This is a genomic window from Pontibacter cellulosilyticus (assembly GCF_014306105.1).
Classification (GTDB): domain Bacteria; phylum Bacteroidota; class Bacteroidia; order Cytophagales; family Hymenobacteraceae; genus Pontibacter; species Pontibacter cellulosilyticus.
In genome coordinates this window covers 1,242,820-1,264,003 of the sequence record NZ_JACRVF010000001.1, presented here as the reverse complement: position 1 = coordinate 1,264,003, position 21,184 = coordinate 1,242,820, and the positions used below count along the sequence as shown (strand labels likewise).

Sequence of the window (21,184 nt, the reverse complement as noted above, 5' to 3'; positions counted from 1 at the left end):
TAAACATATATATACATCATGTTATCATGTTTTAACATTTAAATTTATGTTTTTAATATAAATTATTATTACTATAGTTATATAATTTCGTATCAATCAAAATATTTGTCAAGCTTACTTAAAGAGAATACTGTACTGATCATGCTCCAGGTAAAGGATTTATCATAGCAACTGCATATGATTTAATCATTTTTCTATTAATGATTTTTTTCAATCAATTGTACATAAACCATTTTAACCCAAAACCTAAACATTATGAAAATGATTAAAAAAAGTATGCAAACTAGTAAACTGGCAATTGGCCCGTTTCTTTTATTTTTATTAGCAATATGTACAGCTTTTACAGTTGTCAGTTGCCAGAATGATAGTGATCACGAGGTTTCTCCGGACTTAGATGCAAGAGCAGAAACCTTAGTAGTTAAAATCGGCGAAGTAACTGAGGAGGAAGGCTTATTTTTCCTTGCGCCAATTGTTGAAAGTGCGTCCTATAGTGGGACGTTTGATGCAAGTCTTTCACCTGTTGTAGAAATCTGTGCTACACCTGCCTGTGAGCCGCCGTTACACACTCTGTTTACTGTAGATGGTAGTGGTGCTGAGAAAGTAAGAATAGACATGGAGAACGAACACTATATAGTTAATTGGAATACTAAGGAATCGGGAGCTGTAGCAGGTCAGACATATAGAGTTAGTGTTAAAGTAGAAGAGCAAATAATGGGCTATTTTGATGTTGCAGTTGTTAGTACCGGTGCTCAGGCTAAAGCAGTAGCTCCAGGTGTAATGGCACTGGTTGCAGGGCAAACGTTACCAATCAAATTCAGAATAGAGAAAAATGATGATGGGGTGCAGGTGCCAGGCCGTGATATAGTAGTGTTTAATGATGTGAATATTTTTTCTGATCTATCAATGGCCAATCCAAATAACATACGGTTAATAGATAACCTGGTTAACTTTACAACTGCCGGCCCTAGGAACTCTGGCACAGAAGTCTGGTTTGACTGCGGACATAATACTGCATATAATGGTGGCTGCAGTGGATCAGTAAATAGTACAACATTCAATGTATTGCGTTCACGCATTCAATCGCATGGTCTTACATTAACTAATGTATCGAGTTCGGTAGGTACACTTATAAATATACCAAGTAATGTAAAAACACTTTTCCTATGGTTACCCACGTTGTCTTATACTGTAGCTGAAGTTAATGCACTGAAACAGTTTGCTGCAGAAGGCGGCCGCATCGTATTTATTGGTGAACATGAAGGGTTTTATACAGCTACAGGGTTAACAGTTGAGAATGAGTTGTTGATTAGTCTTGGTGCTGTTCTTCGTAATACGGGTGGAGCAGTTGATTGTGGTCTTAATGTTTTGCCAACGGCCTCTATTCGTCAGCATCCAATTACGGAGGGTATTACAGATCTAACAATGGCTTGTGCATCTGTTATTGAACCTGGACCTGATGATTACGCTTTGTTTTACGACAAATCAAACACTCGCGTACTTGCTGGGGTTGCTAAGATCGATGTTACTCCGATTGCTGCTGAACTGGTAGTTTCTTCATCCAGAATGATGATGATGAGCCAACCGGCAGATGAGAATCTTAATGCGGGATCTACTACAGGACGCTAAATAATAACTAAGTAAAGCTGCTTAAGAAAGCAGTAGAATTAAAAACTCAGAATGCCATAGACTATAAATGCAGGCATATACTATAGTCTATGGCATTCTGAGTTTGTAGTACCTTTTTGTTGATAAGAGAATGTATCTATCTTTAAGAACGATGAAGTCGGTGCTGGTCTTTCCCTCGCCGTCATCAAACACCACGGGCCGCTCAAAATTATAACTCGCCTCGTGCACCTTGTCGGTAGCCAGCTGCGGCTTCTCCAAGCCCAACAGCTCGCACAGTTCCGTTAAAAACAGCTGGTAGTTAGCACGTTCCGAAGCACCAGAGGGTGATGAAGTGGGTGACGGCAGGGGTAGGGGTATGGGGCATTGTTTGTCTTCTAGTCAAGTATGGTTTTGCTGTTGCAGTTTAGCAAAATTTGGGGAGAAAGTATAGGGGAAAGTTAATCCTCTGGTAGCCAGGTTGCGACTTGTCCGAATCGTGCACGAGAAAATTATCAGAATCAAGATTAATAGATGAACAGGATGCTCAGTAGCTATAGCTTACCTTTCTATACTTCGCTCAAAATTAGTTTACATAGGCCCTCTAAAATAGCTTATACCATAAATATATAAGCTATGTGCTGATTATTAGTGATTTATACTTTAGTCGTTAACGTATAAGTTACTATACTTTTATCTTGTTTGTACTTCTGTAGAGGCGAGGTGCGAGCCTGATCAGAGTTATACTTCCACACAATTTTGAGCTGTTTCAAAATTCCTATCCATGCTGGATACCTGATTTGAGAGCTTTTGTTAGTTGTACCTTTGAAAGCTGTGTACCGCATCTGCAAACCTTCTCTTCTTTTAATGCTCCTGCAAAAGGCTGTTTATGTTATATGTGGTCTTTCTCTTTCATAATTCTATGGCTATGAAAATAATTTATTTGGCTTCCCTTTTTCTCCTCTCCGTCTCCTTTATATCATGCGATGGTGACGATGATATTGTTGAGCCTGAGTTAGACAAAGAGAGCCCTGTGTTAAATGTTACGACCACTTCAGACGCTGATACTTTTTTAATAATTGAATGGGTTCAAATAAGTGCTATAATAAAAGACAACAGAGGACTTAAATATGCACGGATTAACCTAGCCAGTCCTGATGGTACCAGAAACTTGGTTTTTGAGCAAGTTATAAGTTTCAAAAGACGTGCTTTCATAGATTTGACTATAAGCTTACCCATTGAGAAACGTGCTGCCACAGGTAACTATACGGTAGTGGTAGAAGCGGGAGATCATGCGGAAAATGCGTCAAAAGATTCCCTTACGTTTACAATGCATGCACCGGCGTTAGGCAAGTCTGAATTTGGCAGGGCCTTCAGTCGTAGGTTTTCAATGTATTATGAGCCCTTGGATTGGTTTGGCTATAACGTTCATGACAGGGGGATTGCATTCGACAGCTTTTGGTTAAGCCAAGTTTTGTATTTCATGATATCTAAAGATGATCAATATCCTATTTCCGAAGCAGAATGGAATACGTTCATGGCAGACTTCGGAATAAAAAACCAGACCTGGGCTATGTGGGATGAAAACACTGATGGATCTTTAAATGAGGCTGAGTTCCAAAAAGGAATAGTGAGCCTAAACTTATTTAATGAATGGGATTCGAACAAAAATGCTATAATCAATGAAGAAGAAATTGCAAATGGAGTCTTTGGCCATTGGGATTTCGATAAAGATAATATGCTGAACAGGGAAGAATACCTGGAGAAGTTCTATACTTACCTGTATCGCTAATTAGTATACATAACTGTCAGCTGTTTCTTGAAATGGGAGCTGTTTTAAAATAGAATTTAGCACTCAAAGTTGTTTGTTAGTTGCTCACGGAGCTATTAAATCAGCAAACCTTTTCATAAGAGCAAGTCGCGACTTCTGGATCGTCACTGGGGTTTGTCCAAATCAGGGTTTATGATAGACCTTGTTGCAATAGGTTGTGTGATAATGTTTTATGATTTGATTGTTTCGTGTAATTCAATATTCTTTTTGTTTTTATTCCTTCAGGTCTTGTGCAATTCAAAGTTTGTACACCATCATCAACGGGAGTGACACATCTATTCAATTTTGAGCATTTTCAAAATTCCTATCCGTGCAGGATACCTGATTTGAGGCTTTTTAACTCTTTGTATTTCGAAAAGATGTTTACAGCATCAGAACATCTCCCCCTCTACTAAATGCCACCAGTAGTCCCTGCCAAAGGCTGTTTATGTTGTATATGGTCTTTCTCTTTGATAATTCTATGGCTATGAAAACAATTTATTTGGCTTCCCTATTTCTCTTCTCCGTCTCTTTCATGTCATGCGATGGTGATAATTATGATTCTACGCCGGTTCCCATTTCTGCTGATACTGTGGCTCCGCAGGTAAACTTATTTGCGCCTGCAACAAATGACTCTTTACTATTTATAGATGTAATTTCTGTGTTTGCTGATATTACTGATAATGTAAGGGTTGATAATGTGCGGGTTGTCTTAACTGAGCCTAATGGTAGCACCCGGAGTTTATCAGATGTTGATGTTGATCCATACATTGATGCTCGGAACTACCAGTTCGGTATGAAATATCTTATCCCCAAACATGCCGCTACAGGAAAATATACCGTGATGGTTGAAGCAAAAGACTATGGAAAGAATATAGCAAAAGATTCTGCGACTTTTTATGTGTATGCGTTGGATATAAACAGTACAGCATTTGCACAACCTTTCACCAATGCATTGTATAACCCAATATTTAGTGATGCCATGCATAAGTTAGGCTTTAACTATAACGATTGGTTTTACGGATATTCGTTTGATGAACCATGGCTTAACACTATTTTGTATCTAATGGTAAACACGGATAACGGATCTGATATTTCTGAAGCTGAATGGAGTAAGTTTATTGCTGACTTTGATGTACAGAATCAGTCTTGGGGTAAGTGGGACGAGAACGGTAATGGAAATTTGAATATTAAAGAATTTCAGAACGGGATAAGCAGCCTAAAATTTTTTAATGACTGGGATAAAAACCAAAATAAAGAGGTTTATTTCGATGAGATGGCGGCTGGAATATTTACCCGTTGGGATCTTAATAAAGACAATATGCTGAGCACAGAAGAGTATCAGGAGAAGTTCTACACCTATCTGTATCGATAGTTATTGTATACCTGATATCCCATAAAATGACCGAGGTAAATAACCTCTAGAAAGACAGCAATGTAAATTAATGGCTCTTCAAAAAGCAGGGGAAGAGGTATGTGAAAGCTCCCCATCAAGTTGTTGTTAATCAAAAGACGAGTTTGGTTTATATTTCTAAGCTTTGCCATCAAATTCCTGCTACTATTAACAAATAGTAGGAGGTACAGCTATTAAGTTATATCTAAAGTCTAAGCGTCCTGCGCCGGATGCTGCTCTTTGGGGCCGTTAACTAATTCTACCGGCAAGGTCTTTTGGTAGTCGTACAGTTTCAGCTCCTGTATGTCGGCTGGCAAACCGAAACCGTTGCCGAGTAATGCCTTGGTTACTTCCTGCATTACGCGTCCTTTTAATAGCACTAGGCCTTTCTTATAATCATCTGTTTCAGCCCAAAAGAACACTTTGATGTTTACGGTACTTACACCTAGTTCATCCACAGTGGCATATGGAGGGTCTTTTTGCAGTACACCCTCCACACTTTTGGCTATGCGCTCAATAAGATCAATAGCATCCTGTATGTTGTCGTTATAGTCTATCCCAACCACAAAGTCACTGCGAATAAGTCCGTTAGCAGTTAAGTTTACAACATTGGAGGTAAGGATAGTGCCGTTAGGGATGAAAACATCTCGGCTGTCGAAGGTTCTGATGTGGGTGGTGCGCAGGTTTAGTGCCTTTACTTTACCCACTATTTCAGTCACCTCAATGGAGTCGCCTAATTCGAAGGGGCGATTGAAGGCGAGGATAAGCCCAGCCAGGAAGTTTTCCGCAATGTCTTTGAAAGCGAATCCTATAACCAGCGCCGATACGCCAGCGCCGGCCAGTATGCCGCCTGCCACAGCGCTTAGTCCCAGCGTCTGCAACACCAACAGAATACCGACTATCAGCACAATCCATTTCGATATCAATGCCAGGTAATCGGCTGTTATCTGATCCTTGGACTTGCTGTTAAGCCTGCTTTGCATGATAGCTCTTACCTTCGAAGCCAGCCAGAGAAACACGAAGAAGATGAGGAGGGCAATGAGTATGTTTGGCAGCAGAAAGATAAACTTTTCCCAGTACTCGTTTACAACCCGTACCAGGTCTGAGGTGGCGTTGCTGAACTCAAACTGTTTAGATTCTTGCATAGCATTTCCTTTTTGTATGTATGAGTAACCGTAGTTGAGCGAGTATGTTTGCTGCGCCTACAGCAAGAATGTTATTGGTACGTGTGGCAAGCGGTATAGGTATACAGAAGCACTGACTCGGTTTAAAACTACGCTGATTTAACTGGCAACAGTTAACCATGAACTGCTTAAGTCTGAGCTAAGTCTTTTCTTAAAAGTAATAGAAGTCTTATCTGAAACTATGCGCCTTTTCTGATCGGCTCAAACATCAAGGCCCCAACTTCGTTACTTTTATAAGTATAACTTCAATCAGAATGACTATGAAAACAATTTATCATACCTCTTTTACTAGCTTTCTTCGGCTAACATTGAGTGTAATCGCTTTCTTACTTTTAGTAGGTCAGGTCAGTGCACAGAAGTCTACAGTTCGTACAAAAGCCGGCGATATTAAAGTAGAAACCTTAGCTGATAACCTGAATCACCCTTGGGGAATGGCTTTTTTGCCAGATGGCCGTTTGCTTGTAACAGAGCGGCAAGGCACTCTTCGCATACTAGATAAGAATAATAAACTTTCGGAGCCGTTAACAGGAACGCCAGAGGTGTTTTCTCAAGGGCAAGGTGGCATGTTAGATGTTGCACTAGACCCCAATTTTAAGCAGAACCGCCTGGTGTATCTTTCGTTTGCCGAGCCCGGAGAAAACGGTACGGCTTCTACTGCCTTGGGCCGTGGTAAACTGGAGGGCAACGAGCTAAAGGATTTTAAAGTCATCTTTAGTCAAAAGCCAAAAGTAGAAGGGCCGAACCACTTCGGCGGCCGTATCGTGTTTTCACCTGACGGACACGTATTCCTGACTTTGGGAGAGCGATTTAAGTTTGAACCGGCACAAAATCTATCGAACCACCTGGGTACTATTGTGCGCATAAACCCAGATGGCTCTATACCTAAAGACAATCCATTTGTAAAACAGCAGAACGCAGAAGACGAGATATGGTCTTATGGTCATCGCAATATCGAAGCCGCCGCCATTGATCCTTCTTCCAAGAAACTCTGGATTGTAGAAATGGGACCGATGGGAGGAGATGAACTAAACCAGCCGGTAGCAGGCCGTAACTACGGCTGGCCTGTAGTTAGCTGGGGCGATAACTATGATGGCTCTGATATTCCCAATCCGCCTACCCGCCCAGAGTTTGCCGATGCGGTCATACACTGGACTCCTACCATTTCTCCTTCAGGAATGATTTTTTATACCGGCAAAACTTTTCCGGCTTGGCAGGGCAGTGGCCTTATTGGCGGGCTTACCAGTTCTGGTATTGTACGGGTACAGGTAAAAGGTGAGAAAGCAGAAGAGGTAGAGCGTATACCGTTAAATGTGCGGGTACGTGATGTGGAACAGGCACCAGACGGTACCATCTATGTGCTTACAGACCAGAGCAACGGTAAAATACTTCACCTGAAACCGTTAAAGTAGCACATACAAAAAGTATAACTGTTGCAGGTTAAGTAGCAGCAGGTATAAACAAAAAGGAGCCGACATAAGCCGGCTCCTTTTTGTTTATACTCTTTATTAAGTGTTAGTTCTGTTCTTCGTCAACATCCACTGTTTTAGTTCGGGTAGTGGTGTCGTATTCTACAACTGTCTCTGTCACTTCATACTCTGTAGCTACAGAGTCACGGTCTACCACTACACCTTCGTCTTCTGTCACAGCTTCGTTATTATTGTTATCGCAGGCAAACATACCCATTGTGCCTAACACAATAGCGCCTGCAAAAAATATCTTTTTCATAGTATTATTCTTTAGTTCTACATTAATAAGTAACAAACCTACACTGCTTTTATAAGTTTTCTGCTTTGTTTTATTACGTTTAAAGTATAATAAAAGGTTTAAAAGGAGTGTTTTGTGCTTGTTTATGCTTGTATAAGTTCAATTTGTGAGAGGTTTTAAAGTGTAAGGCCACTCCTAAAAAGCAGCATAGTAAGTTACTAGAAGTCAGAGATACACCACTAAATTTTTACAACGGGAGAGGTGTTGTTTTTTCAGGTGCACCTGCTATATTTGCCAAACAAAATATATTGGATATTTTATTTGTATGCCTTGTGTTACCTTTTTATGTTGTTTGAACATAGATTTAGGTCTTGATATTGATAATTAATGTATTGGAGGCTGTTTATCTTCTGTTTTAAGCTTTGATATCAATGTTACTTTTCCATGTAAACCTTCCTTTGAAATAGCTTATTTTTTTCCGCTCTTGAGCTTCTAACTTATTTCTCACCTTAAAACATTTAAGTACATGAAGAAAAATTATTTTAGAGCGGGAAGATTTGCTTTGGCAATGGCATTTGTGTCTACGGCCTTTTTAACAAGCTGCGAGCAGGAATCTATGATGGAAGATGAGGCTTTTGCTTTATCCGATGAGGCACAGGCCATGAGGCAGCAGGGGCAGCAGATGATGCCAAATGAGGTACTGGTTAAGTTTAAGGCAGGTACCTCTGCAAGTGCAAAAGCAGCCGTTCTGGAGCGTATCGGCGGTAAAGTTAAGGAGCGTATCCTTACAAAGACCATGGAGCGTTTTGGAGACAGAGAAGGGGTTACGCTCGTGCACACCCCAATGGCTGCACTTGAGGCCATTAGTAAAATGAAAGGCGCCGGCGAAATTGAGTATGCCGAGCCGAACTATATTTACACCCACAGTGCCGCTACCTCTGATCCTTATTATACAGATGGATCTTTGTGGGGCATGTACGGCGATAACACATCACCTGCCAACCAGTACGGCAGCCAGGCTGGAGAGGCATGGGCTACCGGTAATACCGGTTCTGCTTCGGTGGTTGTAGGTATTATTGACGAAGGTATACAGGTAGACCATGCCGACCTGGCTGGCAACATCTGGACCAATCCTTACGATCCGGTGGACGGCGTAGACAATGATGGCAACGGTTACGTTGACGACGTGAATGGTTGGGACTTTGACGGCAACGATAACCAGGTGTATGATGGCGGCAGCAGGGGTATGCTTGACGACCACGGCACACACGTAGCCGGTACTATTGGCGCAGAAAACAATGGCAAAGGCGTGGTTGGCGTTAACTGGAACGTAACCATGATCTCATTGAAGTTCCTGGGTCGCAGAGGCGGTACTACATCAAACGCTATCAAAGCAGTTGATTACCTGACAGACCTGAAAAATAGACATGGTATGAACATCGTGGCCAGCAACAACTCCTGGGGTGGCGGTGGCTACTCTCAGGCCTTGTATGATGCTATTGCCCGTTCGCAGGCAAAAGATATCCTGTTTGTGGCTGCGGCAGGTAACGGTGGCAGCGATGGTGTTGGCGATGACAACGATAATGTTGCTAGCTATCCGTCTAACTACACACTGGATAACATCATCGCGGTTGCGTCTATTACTTCTTCCGGTGCTAAGTCATCGTTCTCTAATTATGGTGCCACTACTGTAGATATCGGTGCTCCTGGTTCTGGAATCTGGTCTACTACGGCCTACAACATGCTGTCTTCTTACAACGGTACTTCTATGGCAACTCCGCACGTAACAGGTGGTGTGGCGCTTTATGCGGCTTCGCATCCGGGTTCCTCGGCAGCAGCCATCAAGAATGCTATTATGAGCAGCGCATTGCCAACTGCTTCGCTTTCGGGCAGGTGCGTAACAGGTGGCCGCTTAAATGTAAGCGGCTTCTAACAGAATAGATTTTAGGTTAATAGATTAAGCAGAAGGCCGCTCCTGATTGTATGGAGCGGCTTTTTCTTATTTAAGCTTTACAGCTTACCAGTATACTGCACTGCGTTCTCTTCTTATGAACTCTTCGGAAACACAAATGCGAACGTGGTACCTTCGTTAAGCTTAGAAGATACATCCAGTTTTATTTTATGAAACTTCGCAACCGTATTTACAATAGCTAATCCTAAGCCATAGCTTTCGCCGTCAGTGGCGTGTGCTCTTTTAAACCGGCGGAAAATCTTAGGCAATTGGTCTTCGGCTATACCTGTGCCGGTATCTGTAACCGTAAGCTTATACTTATTGCCCAGGCCCGAGCCGTTTATACTTATACTTCCGCCCTCCTTGTTATACTTGATGGCATTGTTTACCACGTTGAACAGCATCGTGAACAGCAGCGAGTGATTTGCGTTTGGCAGCACCAGGTTGTCGTGCAGCGATGTGCTGATAGTAACCTCTTTCATCTCGGCTCTGTCTCCTATTTCCTCTACCACATCCTGTACCAGCGCCCTTAGGTTTACGGATTCGTTCTTAAGGTATTGTTCGTTTTCGATGCGGGAGATAAGCAGTAGCGCCTGGATTATACTTTTAAGACGATACAGTGTCTTCTGGCTTTCCGCCAGTTTGGGCAGCACCTCGTCCGGCACAATAGGGTCAGCCATCAGGTTCTCTAGGCGGTTTTGCAGGATCGATACCGGTGTCAGGAGCTCATGCGATACATTGCCGATAAATTCCTTTTCTTTCCGGAAAGCGTCCTGCACCTGGCCCATCATGTTGTTGATGGTGTCGTTCAGGTAAATAAAATCACTGGTAGTGGTGGGGAGGGGAGTTGGTTTAAACTTGTCGGGATGGCCAATGCGCTTTAGCTTACGCAGGATAAGACGCATGGGGCGAAGCAGCACCTTCAGAAAAACCAGGTCTATGAAAACAGTAAACAACACCACACCCACCAGAAAGTATAAAGCGTAGCGTTGTAGCGTATTACTTGTTTCGCGGATTGTATCGAGGCTGCGGCCAATCTCCAACAGGTACGTTTCGCCGTGCAGTTCAAAGGCGAGGCTAAGCACCCGGTACTCCACAATTTCGCCTTCAACTTTGCGGAGGGTGTTCTCTATCCGGTTGTTTATCTGCGAGGGGTCAATCGGCTCCATCGAAATAAACTCTTCCTTCAGGAGGTTGTAACTGCCGTAGGCACTGTCTTCGTCTCCTGTTAAAAAAGACTCAATACCCTGCTCCTCTATAATGTCAAACACCTGCTCCTTTTTCTGGAGCAGGCGCTGATCTGTACTTAATAATGCAATACGGTTGATAACAGGTGGCAGTACCATCACCAACAGCAGCAATATGATTATTTTGGATGCTGCGCTAAACAGCGTTAATTTAGACTGTAGCCTCATGTTATGCTACTAACCTGTAGCCCACGCCGCGCACCGTCTCGAGCCAATCGCTTGGGATGTACTCAGACAGTTTTTTGCGCAGGTTTTTGATATGCACATCTATGTAATTGGAGTCGTAATTATCTTCTAAAATATTGCCCCAGATATGCTCTGTTAACTGCAGGCGGGTAAGTATGCGCTTGCGGTGCAGCAGCATGTAGTGCAGCAGGTCGAACTCCTTTTTAGTGAGTGCTATTTCCTTGCCTTTGTAATGTACAGTGCGGGCAGCGCTATCTAGTTCAATGCCGCGAAACTCCAGCACAGTAGACTTAACCTGGAACTTACGGCGAAGTATGGCTTGCATGCGTGCCTGCAGCTCCAGCAACGAGAATGGTTTAGGCAGGTAGTCGTCAGCTCCCAGGCCAAGGCCCTCGATGCGGTCTTCGAGTGCTCCGCGTGCTGTAAGTATAATAATGGCTGGTTCATGCTCCAGTTGCCTTGTTTCTTTTAACAGGTCCAGCCCTTCGTAATCAGGCAGGCCCAAGTCGAGGAGTATAAAGTCGTAGCGGTTAACAGCGATTTTCTCTGATGCCTCACGTCCCGTAAAGGCCCAGTCGCAGAGGTAATGTTCCTGGGTTAAAAAGTGTTTTAACTCGTTTGCCAGGCTTACCTCATCTTCTACAATGAGTACGTGCATAATAAAGGTGAGATATATGTTGTATGCTAGAACGTGTACTTAACGCTTAAAGTATAAAATGACTGCGCCCTTGACTCATCACCCTCCAGTTTGTTAACTGGTATGGAGTAACGCCATGAGGGCTCAAATTCAAAATTGCCATAGTATACTACCACTGGTATTTTAAGATCATAGTTCAGCACCCGGAACCTGCTTACATTAGTGGTAGTGGTGGTTGTGGTCGTCTCTTCTGTTGTGGTGCCGCCGTTGTTGCTGCCATTGCCTCCGCCGGGCTTTAGCGGATCAAGTATACCGCCTATGGGGCCGCTGCCGGTAGTGCCACCACCGGTGCTTGTCTTTTTGGTAGTGGTAGTGGTGTGGGTGTCGTAAAAATGCTGTGTACCGGCTGTTACACTGATTTTAGGGTCCAGCCCTACAGGTATGTTGCCTTGCCACAGAGGATTTAACGGCACGTACCTCGAGTTCTCCAGCACCGTGAAAATATCGTTGCCACTGCCAATAATATAGCTGCCTGTAAGAGCAGTGTAAAGGTATTTCCAGTCGTAGGCAGTTCTGGCCGAAAGTGCATCTGTGGTGCTGGCATTTACCAGCGGAGTGTTTTTGCCGAATATAAAATGCGAGTAGCTCAGGTCCACCTCCAGGCGCTTGCGCACCTTAAAGCTATAGCCAACAGACAGGTCGGTTTCGTCAATAAAGTCTTCGGTGCCAAAAAGCTGGTGAGCCGTAGCAGAGGCCCAAATGCCGGTGTGGTGCACATAGGTTACAGTGGGGGCAATATAGGGGTAGCGCGTGGCTGTGTTTCGGCCAAAAAAAGACGAGTTATTAGATGTCTCTACGCCAACCACCCACCAGTTTGTCTTGGTTGTGTCTGTCTCGGCCGCCTGTAGGTTTGCAAACGCAAAAGCAGGAAGCAGCAAAAACAGCCAGGTCCATATCCAAATTCTCTTCATCTATAAATCGTTAATGCCCGGTAGCCTCTGCAATTGCAAAGGCTACCGGGCTTATACTTACCACAAAACTATTTGTTGCTTCCTACTTTTATTTTAGAGCCAACGCCTACGTTTACAGCTCCGCCTACCTGCACCGGTCTGTTAGACTTGCCTGGTGTAACCACTTTGGTAGTCTTGTTTACAGCACCGCCTACTGTAGCGCCTGCATTTGTGCCAACTTTGGCAGCGCCTGCTGCTCTTGTAACACCTGCCGCGCGGCTGGCACCGCCTCTTACTTTAGTTTGTGCAGCTGCCTTGCCTTTGGCTTCTACCTGTGCTGGTTTTTCCTTGGCTTTTGCTGTTGCAACCTCTTTCACTTCCTGGCCTTTGTTCTTGCCTTGTTCCTGCGTGCCCTGTGCAGTTTCTACTACAGCTTTGCCATGTGCCTGCGCAGTTGTTGCCTGTGCTTTGCTTGTCTCCTCAGTTTTTTTGCCTTGTACTTTAACCGTAGCTTCAGACTGCTGCGCTACCTCTACGGCAACCTCTTCTCCTGTTACAGCTGTTTCTTTTCCTTTGGCCGCCACTGCAGTTGCATTGCTCTGTGCAACCTCGGCTACTGCCTGTCCGCGCTGTGTTGTTTTCTCACCTTCTGCTGTAGCTGTTGCTTTCAGGCTGTGTGCTGTTTCCGATACAACCTGTCCGTGATTCTCTTTTGGAGTAGCTTCGGTTTCTGTCTGCTTTTCTTTGTTCTTCTTAGCCTTAACAGACACCGATCCGTTTACCTTGGCTTTTCCTTCTGCTTTGCCTTCTTCTGTTTCAGTAGAAGAGGATGCATCTACATCGGCTCTGTTATTTGTCTTAACTTTTTTGCCGTTCTCGTCAGCAGCAACCTCGGTAGTAGTGCTTTTTTTGGCTTTTACAGAAGTAGTGTTTGTCTGGGCGAATACTGTTGCAGTGCTTAAAAGCGCGGCAACCAATAGTGTTATCTTTTTCATTGTCTTTATCGGTTTAATTAATTTATGCATCAAAACTATAATGTCAAGATGAAGACAACATGAAGAAGGAAAAAATTTTAAATTTTTTTTCAGTTTTTTCCTGAGGCCGCCTTAGTTCTTCTAAAATCAACTTCCAGACTTAATGATGATAGACCTGCTTAATGTTTCAAATGTGTCCCTGCAGCACCAAGAACGGGTTAATCAACAGCTTTAACTTATATTTCATTCCGGATTGTACCTTTACCAACACTTCATTTTTATACTTATGCACAACCTGCTGCTTTGCTGTACAGGTTGTAGCTGCTTTAATATTAGAGGCAACTATTATTTAAACCGCTTTGTTGATTTCGATTACAGGTCATAATTTTTTATGATTTTTGTAAAGCTTTCCGGTAATTAATCTGCCAAAGGCGCCGGATGTTTTGGAAGGCATTACCTCTTACCTTACCACTGCTCTATGAAAGAAAGTACCTTTGCTCCACAACCCACTTCCGATACCGGCTTTCTTGGCAGCAGTCAAATGCACCAGCAAATACGGGACTTCGCCTGGGAGGAATCATTATTAGGACCAATCAGCTCCTGGCCCCAAAGCCTGAGAACCGCTGTGCATATAATGCTAGGTTCCGACTACCCGATGGCCATCTGGTGGGGCAGGGATATGATCATGCTCAACAATGATGCTTACATGCATTTTATGGGCAACCGGCAGCAAGCGTCGTTGGGGAAGCCTGCAAAGTTAATGTGGGCTGATATCTGGGAGGTGGTAGGCCCTATGTTTAATAAAGTGCTGGACACGGGTGAAGCCTGGTTTGCGGATAAGCTACTGCTTTATAATGAGCGCAAAGGCTTTAAAGAAGAAGCTTACTTTACATTCTCCTGCAGCCCCATTATACAGGAAGACGGTTCGGTGGGAGGTATTTTCTGTACAAGCTCCGAAGAGACAAGGCAGGTGCTGAGTGAACGCAGGCTGGAAACGCTGCGACAAATTGGTGCCGTGAGTGTTAAAAGCGGAAGCATAGCAGATGTAAGTTCGGAGTTGTGCAGCATATTGGGTGCAAGTAAAAGAGATACGCCGTTTGCCCTGCTATACAATTGTGTAAATAACTCCCTTGCCTTATCAAACTATACTCAGGTCTCTTTTGCGAAGGAACTTAAACTGATACCTGCACTTGCCAGTGGTGCTGCATGGCCGCTACAGCAGTATGCTAAAATGGTTGCCCCCGTTCTTCTGGAAGATCTTTCCGCACTTCTTCCTCACTTAGTGCTGCCAGACCATCAGATGTTACCGCAGCGTGCTTTGGCATTGCCAATCGTTGGCTCCGGGCGGGAGCAACTGTCTGGCTGGCTTATAATAGGTATAAGCCCGTTGCTGGAGTACGACGAGCAGTACGTTAACTTCCTGAACCTGCTGCATACACATGTAAATGCTTTATGCTCTAATGTTAGAGTTGTGGAGCAGGAAAAAGAACGTAACAGAAAGCTACTGGAGCTTAACGATGCCAAGACAGCTTTCTTTAGCAACATCAGCCACGAATTCCGTACCCCAATTACACTAATGTTAGGGCCGGTGGAGAGCCTGCTGGAGCAAGAGGCGTTTCGTAGCGAGCAGGAAAAGCAACAGCTCGAAATGATCAGGCGCAACGGGCTGCGCTTACTGAAACAGGTAAATTACTTGCTCAACTTCTCAAGTATAGAATCGGGTAAGGCAAAGGCCGGCTTCTGTGCAGTAGATCTGGCCTCTTTCACGAAGGAACTAGGCAGCACATTTACCTCCGTCATGGAGCGGGCAGGCCTCAAGTACAGTATCAATTGCGATGCTGTTACAGAGCCTTTCTATGTAGACCCTGAAATGTGGGAAAAGATAATTTACAACTTACTGTCTAACGCCTTTAAGTTTACACTGGAGGGTGAAGTTACGTTGAGACTGATTGACCACAGCGAAGAGGTGGAACTGCAGGTACAGGATACAGGCGTAGGCATAGCTCCAGACGAATTACCCCAGATCTTTAACCGTTTCCATAAGATACAGAATAACTGCGGCCGCTCTTACGAAGGCTCAGGCATAGGTTTGTCGATGGTGGCCGAACTGGTAAAAATGCACCATGGAAGTATAACCGTAGATAGTGCGCCCGGTAAGGGAAGTTCCTTTTCGGTTGTACTCAAAAAAGGAAAAGAACACCTGCCTTTTGAAAGTATAATATCTTCTGATGCCAGGACCTATCAGGTATCTGGGAAAGAAGGGGCAAATCCATACCTAATAGAGGCTGGCTCCTGGCTGGCGACGAATGATGACACTACTGGTTACAGCGATCAAACAAACAATACAGAAGCAGGACAGCTAAAGTCTACAGTGTTGCTCACAGATGATAACCAGGACATGTTGGCTTACATCAAGCGTGTGCTGGAACCTTCGTACCGGGTTTTGACCTCATCCAACGGTCAGGAAGCGCTGGCACATCTAAGGTCAGAAGCTGTGGATGTGGTGCTAAGCGATAGTATGATGCCAGTAATGGACGGGATAGCATTGCTGCAGGAGATAAGAAAACAGCCAAAGCTCAGTGCACTGCCGGTCATACTTCTGTCAGCTCAGGCAGGAGAGGAAGAAAAGCTCCGGGGACTGGGCCTCGGTGCTGATGATTATATGACCAAGCCATTCAGTGCCCGCGAATTACTTGTACGCATTAAATCTCAGCTACAGATCGCTGAGTTACGTAAAAACGCGCTGCAACGGGAACACAGGCTACTGCTGGAATCGCAGGAACTGAAAGCCGAACTGACGGATATACTGGCAAATATGAGCGATGCCTTTATTGTACTGGATAAGGACCTGCGCTATACATATATCAACGACAACGCTGGAAAATTCACCAACCGCACCGAGGTAGACTTTATCGGCAACGTGATCTGGGATGTGTTCCCGGAGCTTGAAGGCACCATTTTTTATGACAAGGTGCTGGAGGCGAAGCAAACAGGGCAGGAGGTACAATTTGACATGGAGTATCCAACTCTTAATGCCTGGTTTGATGTGAAGGTGTATCCTTACAAGCAGGGACTCTCGATGTACATATGTAATACAACCGTGCGGAAAATGGAGGAGCAGGCACGGCAGGAGCTGGAAATGCGCTTTAAAGTAATGGCAGATGCAGCACCGGTATTGATTTGGATCTCAGAGTTTGGCAATGAACCCATATATTTTAATAAGAGCTGGCTTAAGTTCAGGGGCCGCTCGCTGGAGCAGGAGCAGCAAAATGGTTGGCTGCAGGGGGTGCACCCCGACGACCAGGCACTCCTGCTGGATAACTACAAAGCTGCCCTTCGAACACATAAGCCATACGAAATGGAGCTGCGCCTGCTTGGAGCTGATGGAGCCTATCACTGGTTCCTAAACCATGGTGTTCCGAGGTTTATGCCCGACGGTAGCTTTGCCGGCTATATTGGTGCCTCCGTGGATATAACCAAGCGTAAATGGGCCGAAGATCTGCTAAGCAAGTATAACCGCGACTTGGAAGAAAAAGTAGCAGAACGTACACAGGCATTGCAGTTTGCGAACACAATGCTGCAGGAAGAGATCGCTTCTAAAAAGAAAGCACAGGCATCCTTGTCCCGGTCGCATGAGCAACTTCGGGCACTTACATCTCACCTGCAGGTAATGCGCGAAGAAGAGCGCAAATACATTGCCCGTGAACTGCACGACGAACTGGGCCAAGCCTTTACCGCTCTTAAAATTGATGTTGTGCTGTTGCTCAAAAAATTGGCCACCGGCAATGTGGAGCAGAAGCTGTTGCAGGAGGAGCTCGAAAATATGCAGAAAACCATCAACGGTTCTATCAAATCCGTGCGCGATATTGTGGCTGCTTTAAGGCCTGCCGTGCTGGATAACTTTGGCTTGTTATCCGAAGTTGAGTCGCAGGCGCAGGATTTTCAAAAGCGTACCACTATTGCCGTGGAGGTAAACGCCGAATTAGATTACATCGCCCTTGACAGGGAGATCTCTATAGAAATATTCAGGATTATTCAGGAGACGTTGACCAACGTGGCTAGGCATGCAGGTGCAACAGCAGTAACAATAGATGTTACAAAAAGCGAAGCTCATTTCTGCTTTACTATATCGGATAATGGCAAAGGAATGGCGCCTGATAGCCTGACCGATATGAGAACATTTGGCCTGTTGGGTATGCACGAAAGGGCAGCCCGTATTGGTGCAAACCTGTTATTTGACTCCAGCCCGGAAACAGGAACAAAAGTAAGACTGGATGTGCCACTAGGTCAAATGCAGCACATTTCCATTTGAATTCAATAAAAGAGGTTATGATCAATTTACTCATCGCAGATGACTATCTGCTAATAAGGGAAGGGCTTAAAAAAGTACTGAAAGATGAACCCGAAATAGCTGTTGTGGCGGAGGCTGTAAACGGTGCCGAAGTTATGAAGAAACTGGAGAAAAGTCAGGCCAATTTTGTAGTGCTGGATATTAACATGCCTGTTAAAAGCGGGCTTGACGTGCTGCTGGATATGAAGCGGCTACATCCGCATGTGCCTGTACTTATGCTTAGCATGTATCCAGAAAAAACCTATGCCATGCGCTCTCTTAAGGCTGGAGCTGCAGGCTATCTTTCTAAAGAGAGTGCGGCTGATGAATTGGTCTCTGCTATTCATAAAGTATGGGCCGGACATAAGTATATTTCTGCCTCGCTGGCCGAACTGCTCGTTGAGTCTGTTGCGAATGATAACCAGGCTGGAGAGCCACATGAAAAACTATCAGACAGGGAGTTCCAGATCATGTGCAAGATAGGCGAGGGCGAATCAATTAAAAATATAGCAGAAAGCCTGACCCTGACCCTTAGCACGGTAAATACATACCGCAACCGCATTTTTGATAAAATGGGCTTTACTTCTAATGCAGAGCTCATTCGCTATTGCCTCACAAACAACCTGGTGTGGGTAGACTAAGAATTTTAAAGAAAAAGCTGTACTTTTTTCTTTCCTTTTGCTCGTCTGTCGTAAAAAATACGACACAAAAATCATAGTGTCCACCTCATAACAACGGGCCCGCTAGCGGCCTTTATCTTCTTATTAAGCTTATCTTTGTAAAAGTACGACAATGGGTTGTCATCAAAGGCGCTTTACCATCGCATGGCTCCTAATCATCGCATTGCTTTACAGTATGGTAGTTTTGGGGAGTAGCACATATGCTTCATATTAAGCTGCTTGTAAATTATAACATCATCTTTTAATCTAAAGCATATAGAGAATCCCCAATCAATAGCTGCCAACACATTCGTTAGAGTAATGGAAAAGGAGTTTGAAAATGAATTCGGGAAGGCTTATTGTAAAGTCAACCATTTGAACGGGTTTAATACCCTGGTGTTGACTTGGCGTGGGTATACGACAAAATTGCAGGTAGAGACTGTGATGCTGTGGCTGGAAACCTGTGTTAAGCAAATGCCCAGTGACACAATTATAAACGACTGCAGCAACATACTATCCATCTGGGGTGACTCCATAAACTGGCTCTCCCGGATCTGGGTACCCAAAATGACTGCTATGGGGCTAAAGCAAATACTGCACGTTTCCAAGGCTAACAGCTTTGGTTTTAAGATTGGCGAGGAAATGGAGAAAGCGCTTAACAAGCAGGTAAATTTCAGTTACTTCATCACTAGAGAAGAAGCGGTTCAATTCTTGGGGGAGAACAGGCCTTTGACCCCAAGTGTGACAGATCCTGCAAACGAAGCCAAGCGTTAGAATAAAACAACTGTTTTCCGCCAGTATTATGGTTATTGGCGGTAAACTAACGTAAAAGTGCTATCTTGTGGACAACTGATTGTGGCCACGTACGGAATTTTATAAACAAGTGGACAAACTCGCTGTTTTGATCTGTGTAACTGACATCAGCAGCAAGTATATCACCCAAACTTACAGTATCCTTTATGAGCGAAAGCACAGCACCCATCAACCTTACTATTGAAAAAAATTACGACTCAGAGTTTTGCGGAAGTATACCCCTGCACCTGGTCAACCTGATTCAACCGCATGGTGTGCTACTGGTACTGGATAAAAAGGAGTTGCGCATTCTGCAAACCACAGATAATGTAGCCGACTTCCTGTCCGTTCCTGCCGAAAAACTGCTGGAGCAGCCGCTCTCCAATTTCCTGCAGGAGGGGCAGTATAAAGAAATTCTTAAGAAACTGAACATACAGGATGGCCAGGAAAAAATTCCGTTCACCTTAAACTTTAAGGTAAACGACCAGGAAATTTCTTTGCTGGCGCTTATACTTCCGCAGCAGGATTACGTGCTGGTAGAGCTCGAAGAGAACAAATCAACGCCGGAAGAATCTTTTGTGCGACTGTACCAGCATATCAAGTACATCACCTCGCTCTTAAAGCAGGCAGGTACTTGCCAGGAAATCTCTCAGCGGGCAGCTGATGAGTTGAAGCAGTTCAGTGGGTTTGACAGGGTACTGGTATACCAGTTCGACCCGCAATGGAACGGTATTGTAGTGGCCCAGGCAAAGGAAGATGATATGGATGACTACATGGGTCTTCGGTTTCCGGCTTCGGATGTACCGAGGCAGGCACGCGACTTATACTTTAAAAACCCGTACCGCCTTATCCCGACACGCGATTATACGCCTGTGCGCCTTGTGCCAATAATAAACCCACTAACCCAGCGCTTCACAGACCTATCAGAGAGTAGCCTTCGGAGTGTTGCCAACGTGCACCTGGAGTACCTGACCAACCTGAAGATCACCGCTTCCATGTCGCTGCCTATTATTATCGATAACCAGCTGTGGGGCCTGATCTCTTGTCATCATAAAACAGCTAAATACCCTGGCTACGAAATGCGCTCTGCTATGGAACTGCTTGCCGGTATACTTTCGGCACAACTCGAGGCAAAGCAACGCGAAGAGCACATGTCCCTTCGGGTTACCCTTCGTAATATTCATATTAAGCTGGTAGAACAGCTCTACAACACCACGCACTTTGCTGATGGGTTGCTGGATGGTGCCACTGGAATACAGGACCTGCTTTCTCTTAGTGGTGCAGCCGTAGTATACGAAGGCAACATCTGGACGAACGGCAGCACACCGGGCAAACAGGAGCTGAAGGAGCTGGCCTCCTGGCTGCGACGCAATAAGAACAATGGCTTGTTTGCCACCGATACTCTGCCGCAGTTGTACCCGAACAGTAGAAGCTTTAAAGAAATAGCCAGTGGGTTGATATCAATTCCGGTTAATGCCGATCAGGGAGAGTTTATACTTGGGTTCAGGCCCGAGGTACTCCAAACAGTGAGTTGGGGAGGCAATCCAGACAATGCCATCCAAATGGAACCTGACGGCAAGACGTATCATCCGCGTAACTCCTTTGCTACCTACCAGGAAACGGTAAAGCATACTTCACTGCCATGGCAACCCGAGGAGTTGGAAGCAGCCGAAGCCTTACGCAGCGCTGTATTAGAAAAGCTGATAAAGGAACGGTATTAACCTTTTCCCATCACAGTTTACTGCCTTTAATCTTAAGTATAGTA

Annotated in this window: 16 protein-coding genes; 9 read left to right on the top strand and 7 right to left on the bottom strand. The window is 44.6% G+C overall.

The genetic code is table 11. The features are described from left to right. Nucleotides 1-255: 255 nt before the first annotated feature. Nucleotides 256-1,626: a hypothetical protein gene (locus tag H8S84_RS05420; RefSeq protein ID WP_187066224.1), complete on the top strand. Its 1,371-nt coding sequence runs from the start codon at nt 256-258 to the stop codon at nt 1,624-1,626. 87 nt (nt 1,627-1,713) lie between these two features. On the opposite strand, the gene H8S84_RS05415 is transcribed toward H8S84_RS05420, so the two are convergent. Then, nucleotides 1,714-1,884, bottom strand: a complete 171-nt coding sequence (locus H8S84_RS05415) for a hypothetical protein (protein WP_187066223.1) — start codon at nt 1,882-1,884, stop codon at nt 1,714-1,716. Between the two features lie 646 nt (nt 1,885-2,530). Between H8S84_RS05415 and H8S84_RS05410 the strand changes: the two genes are divergently transcribed. After that, nucleotides 2,531-3,394: a hypothetical protein gene (locus H8S84_RS05410; RefSeq protein WP_187066222.1), complete on the top strand. Its 864-nt coding sequence runs from the start codon at nt 2,531-2,533 to the stop codon at nt 3,392-3,394. A 505-nt stretch (nt 3,395-3,899) separates the two neighbouring features. Continuing rightward, the gene (locus tag H8S84_RS05405) at nt 3,900-4,787 is read left to right on the top strand and encodes an EF-hand domain-containing protein (RefSeq protein ID WP_187066221.1); all 888 of its coding nucleotides are present in this window, start codon (nt 3,900-3,902) and stop codon (nt 4,785-4,787) included. Nucleotides 4,788-5,017: 230 nt separating this feature from the next. On the opposite strand, the gene H8S84_RS05400 is transcribed toward H8S84_RS05405, so the two are convergent. Next, nucleotides 5,018-5,950, bottom strand: a complete 933-nt coding sequence (locus tag H8S84_RS05400; protein ID WP_187066220.1) for a mechanosensitive ion channel family protein — start codon at nt 5,948-5,950, stop codon at nt 5,018-5,020. Nucleotides 5,951-6,249: 299 nt separating this feature from the next. Between H8S84_RS05400 and H8S84_RS05395 the strand changes: the two genes are divergently transcribed. Next, nucleotides 6,250-7,398: a PQQ-dependent sugar dehydrogenase gene (locus H8S84_RS05395; RefSeq protein ID WP_187066219.1), complete on the top strand. Its 1,149-nt coding sequence runs from the start codon at nt 6,250-6,252 to the stop codon at nt 7,396-7,398. Nucleotides 7,399-7,501: 103 nt separating this feature from the next. Here the strand turns inward: H8S84_RS05395 and H8S84_RS05390 are convergent, their stop codons facing one another. After that, on the bottom strand, nt 7,502-7,714 hold the full coding sequence (locus tag H8S84_RS05390; RefSeq protein WP_230407047.1) for a hypothetical protein: 213 nt from the start codon (nt 7,712-7,714) through the stop codon (nt 7,502-7,504). Nucleotides 7,715-8,219: 505 nt separating this feature from the next. Between H8S84_RS05390 and H8S84_RS05385 the strand changes: the two genes are divergently transcribed. Continuing rightward, nucleotides 8,220-9,626 (top strand): S8 family peptidase, encoded by a 1,407-nt coding sequence (locus H8S84_RS05385; protein WP_187066217.1) that lies wholly within the window; start codon nt 8,220-8,222, stop codon nt 9,624-9,626. A gap of 113 nt (nt 9,627-9,739) precedes the next feature. Here H8S84_RS05385 and H8S84_RS05380 read toward each other — a convergent pair whose 3' ends face one another. The 4 genes from H8S84_RS05380 to H8S84_RS05365 form a co-directional block, all read right to left on the bottom strand. Next, complete coding sequence (locus H8S84_RS05380) at nt 9,740-11,059, bottom strand: sensor histidine kinase (protein ID WP_187066216.1); 1,320 nt, start codon at nt 11,057-11,059, stop codon at nt 9,740-9,742. A gap of 1 nt (nt 11,060) precedes the next feature. Continuing rightward, a complete protein-coding gene (locus H8S84_RS05375) occupies nt 11,061-11,735 on the bottom strand; it encodes a response regulator transcription factor (protein ID WP_187066215.1) in 675 nt (224 codons plus the stop codon). A 26-nt stretch (nt 11,736-11,761) separates the two neighbouring features. Next, nucleotides 11,762-12,685, bottom strand: a complete 924-nt coding sequence (locus tag H8S84_RS05370; RefSeq protein ID WP_187066214.1) for a hypothetical protein — start codon at nt 12,683-12,685, stop codon at nt 11,762-11,764. A 68-nt stretch (nt 12,686-12,753) separates the two neighbouring features. After that, entirely contained in the window at nt 12,754-13,659 is a 906-nt protein-coding gene (locus H8S84_RS05365) for a hypothetical protein (protein WP_187066213.1), read from the bottom strand. Nucleotides 13,660-14,116: 457 nt separating this feature from the next. On the opposite strand from H8S84_RS05365, the gene H8S84_RS05360 reads away from it, so the two are divergent. The 4 genes from H8S84_RS05360 (at nt 14,117) to H8S84_RS05345 (ending at nt 21,140) form a co-directional block, all read left to right on the top strand. Further along, nucleotides 14,117-17,950 carry an ATP-binding protein gene (locus H8S84_RS05360; protein WP_187066212.1) on the top strand — a complete coding sequence of 1,278 codons (3,834 nt, stop codon included), beginning with the start codon at nt 14,117-14,119 and terminating at the stop codon, nt 17,948-17,950. Between the two features lie 17 nt (nt 17,951-17,967). After that, nucleotides 17,968-18,609: a response regulator gene (locus H8S84_RS05355; RefSeq protein WP_187066211.1), complete on the top strand. Its 642-nt coding sequence runs from the start codon at nt 17,968-17,970 to the stop codon at nt 18,607-18,609. A gap of 492 nt (nt 18,610-19,101) precedes the next feature. Further along, complete coding sequence (locus tag H8S84_RS05350) at nt 19,102-19,401, top strand: hypothetical protein (RefSeq protein ID WP_187066210.1); 300 nt, start codon at nt 19,102-19,104, stop codon at nt 19,399-19,401. A gap of 185 nt (nt 19,402-19,586) precedes the next feature. Beyond that, on the top strand, nt 19,587-21,140 hold the full coding sequence (locus tag H8S84_RS05345; RefSeq protein WP_187066209.1) for a GAF domain-containing protein: 1,554 nt from the start codon (nt 19,587-19,589) through the stop codon (nt 21,138-21,140). The last annotated feature ends 44 nt before the right edge of the window (nt 21,141-21,184 follow it).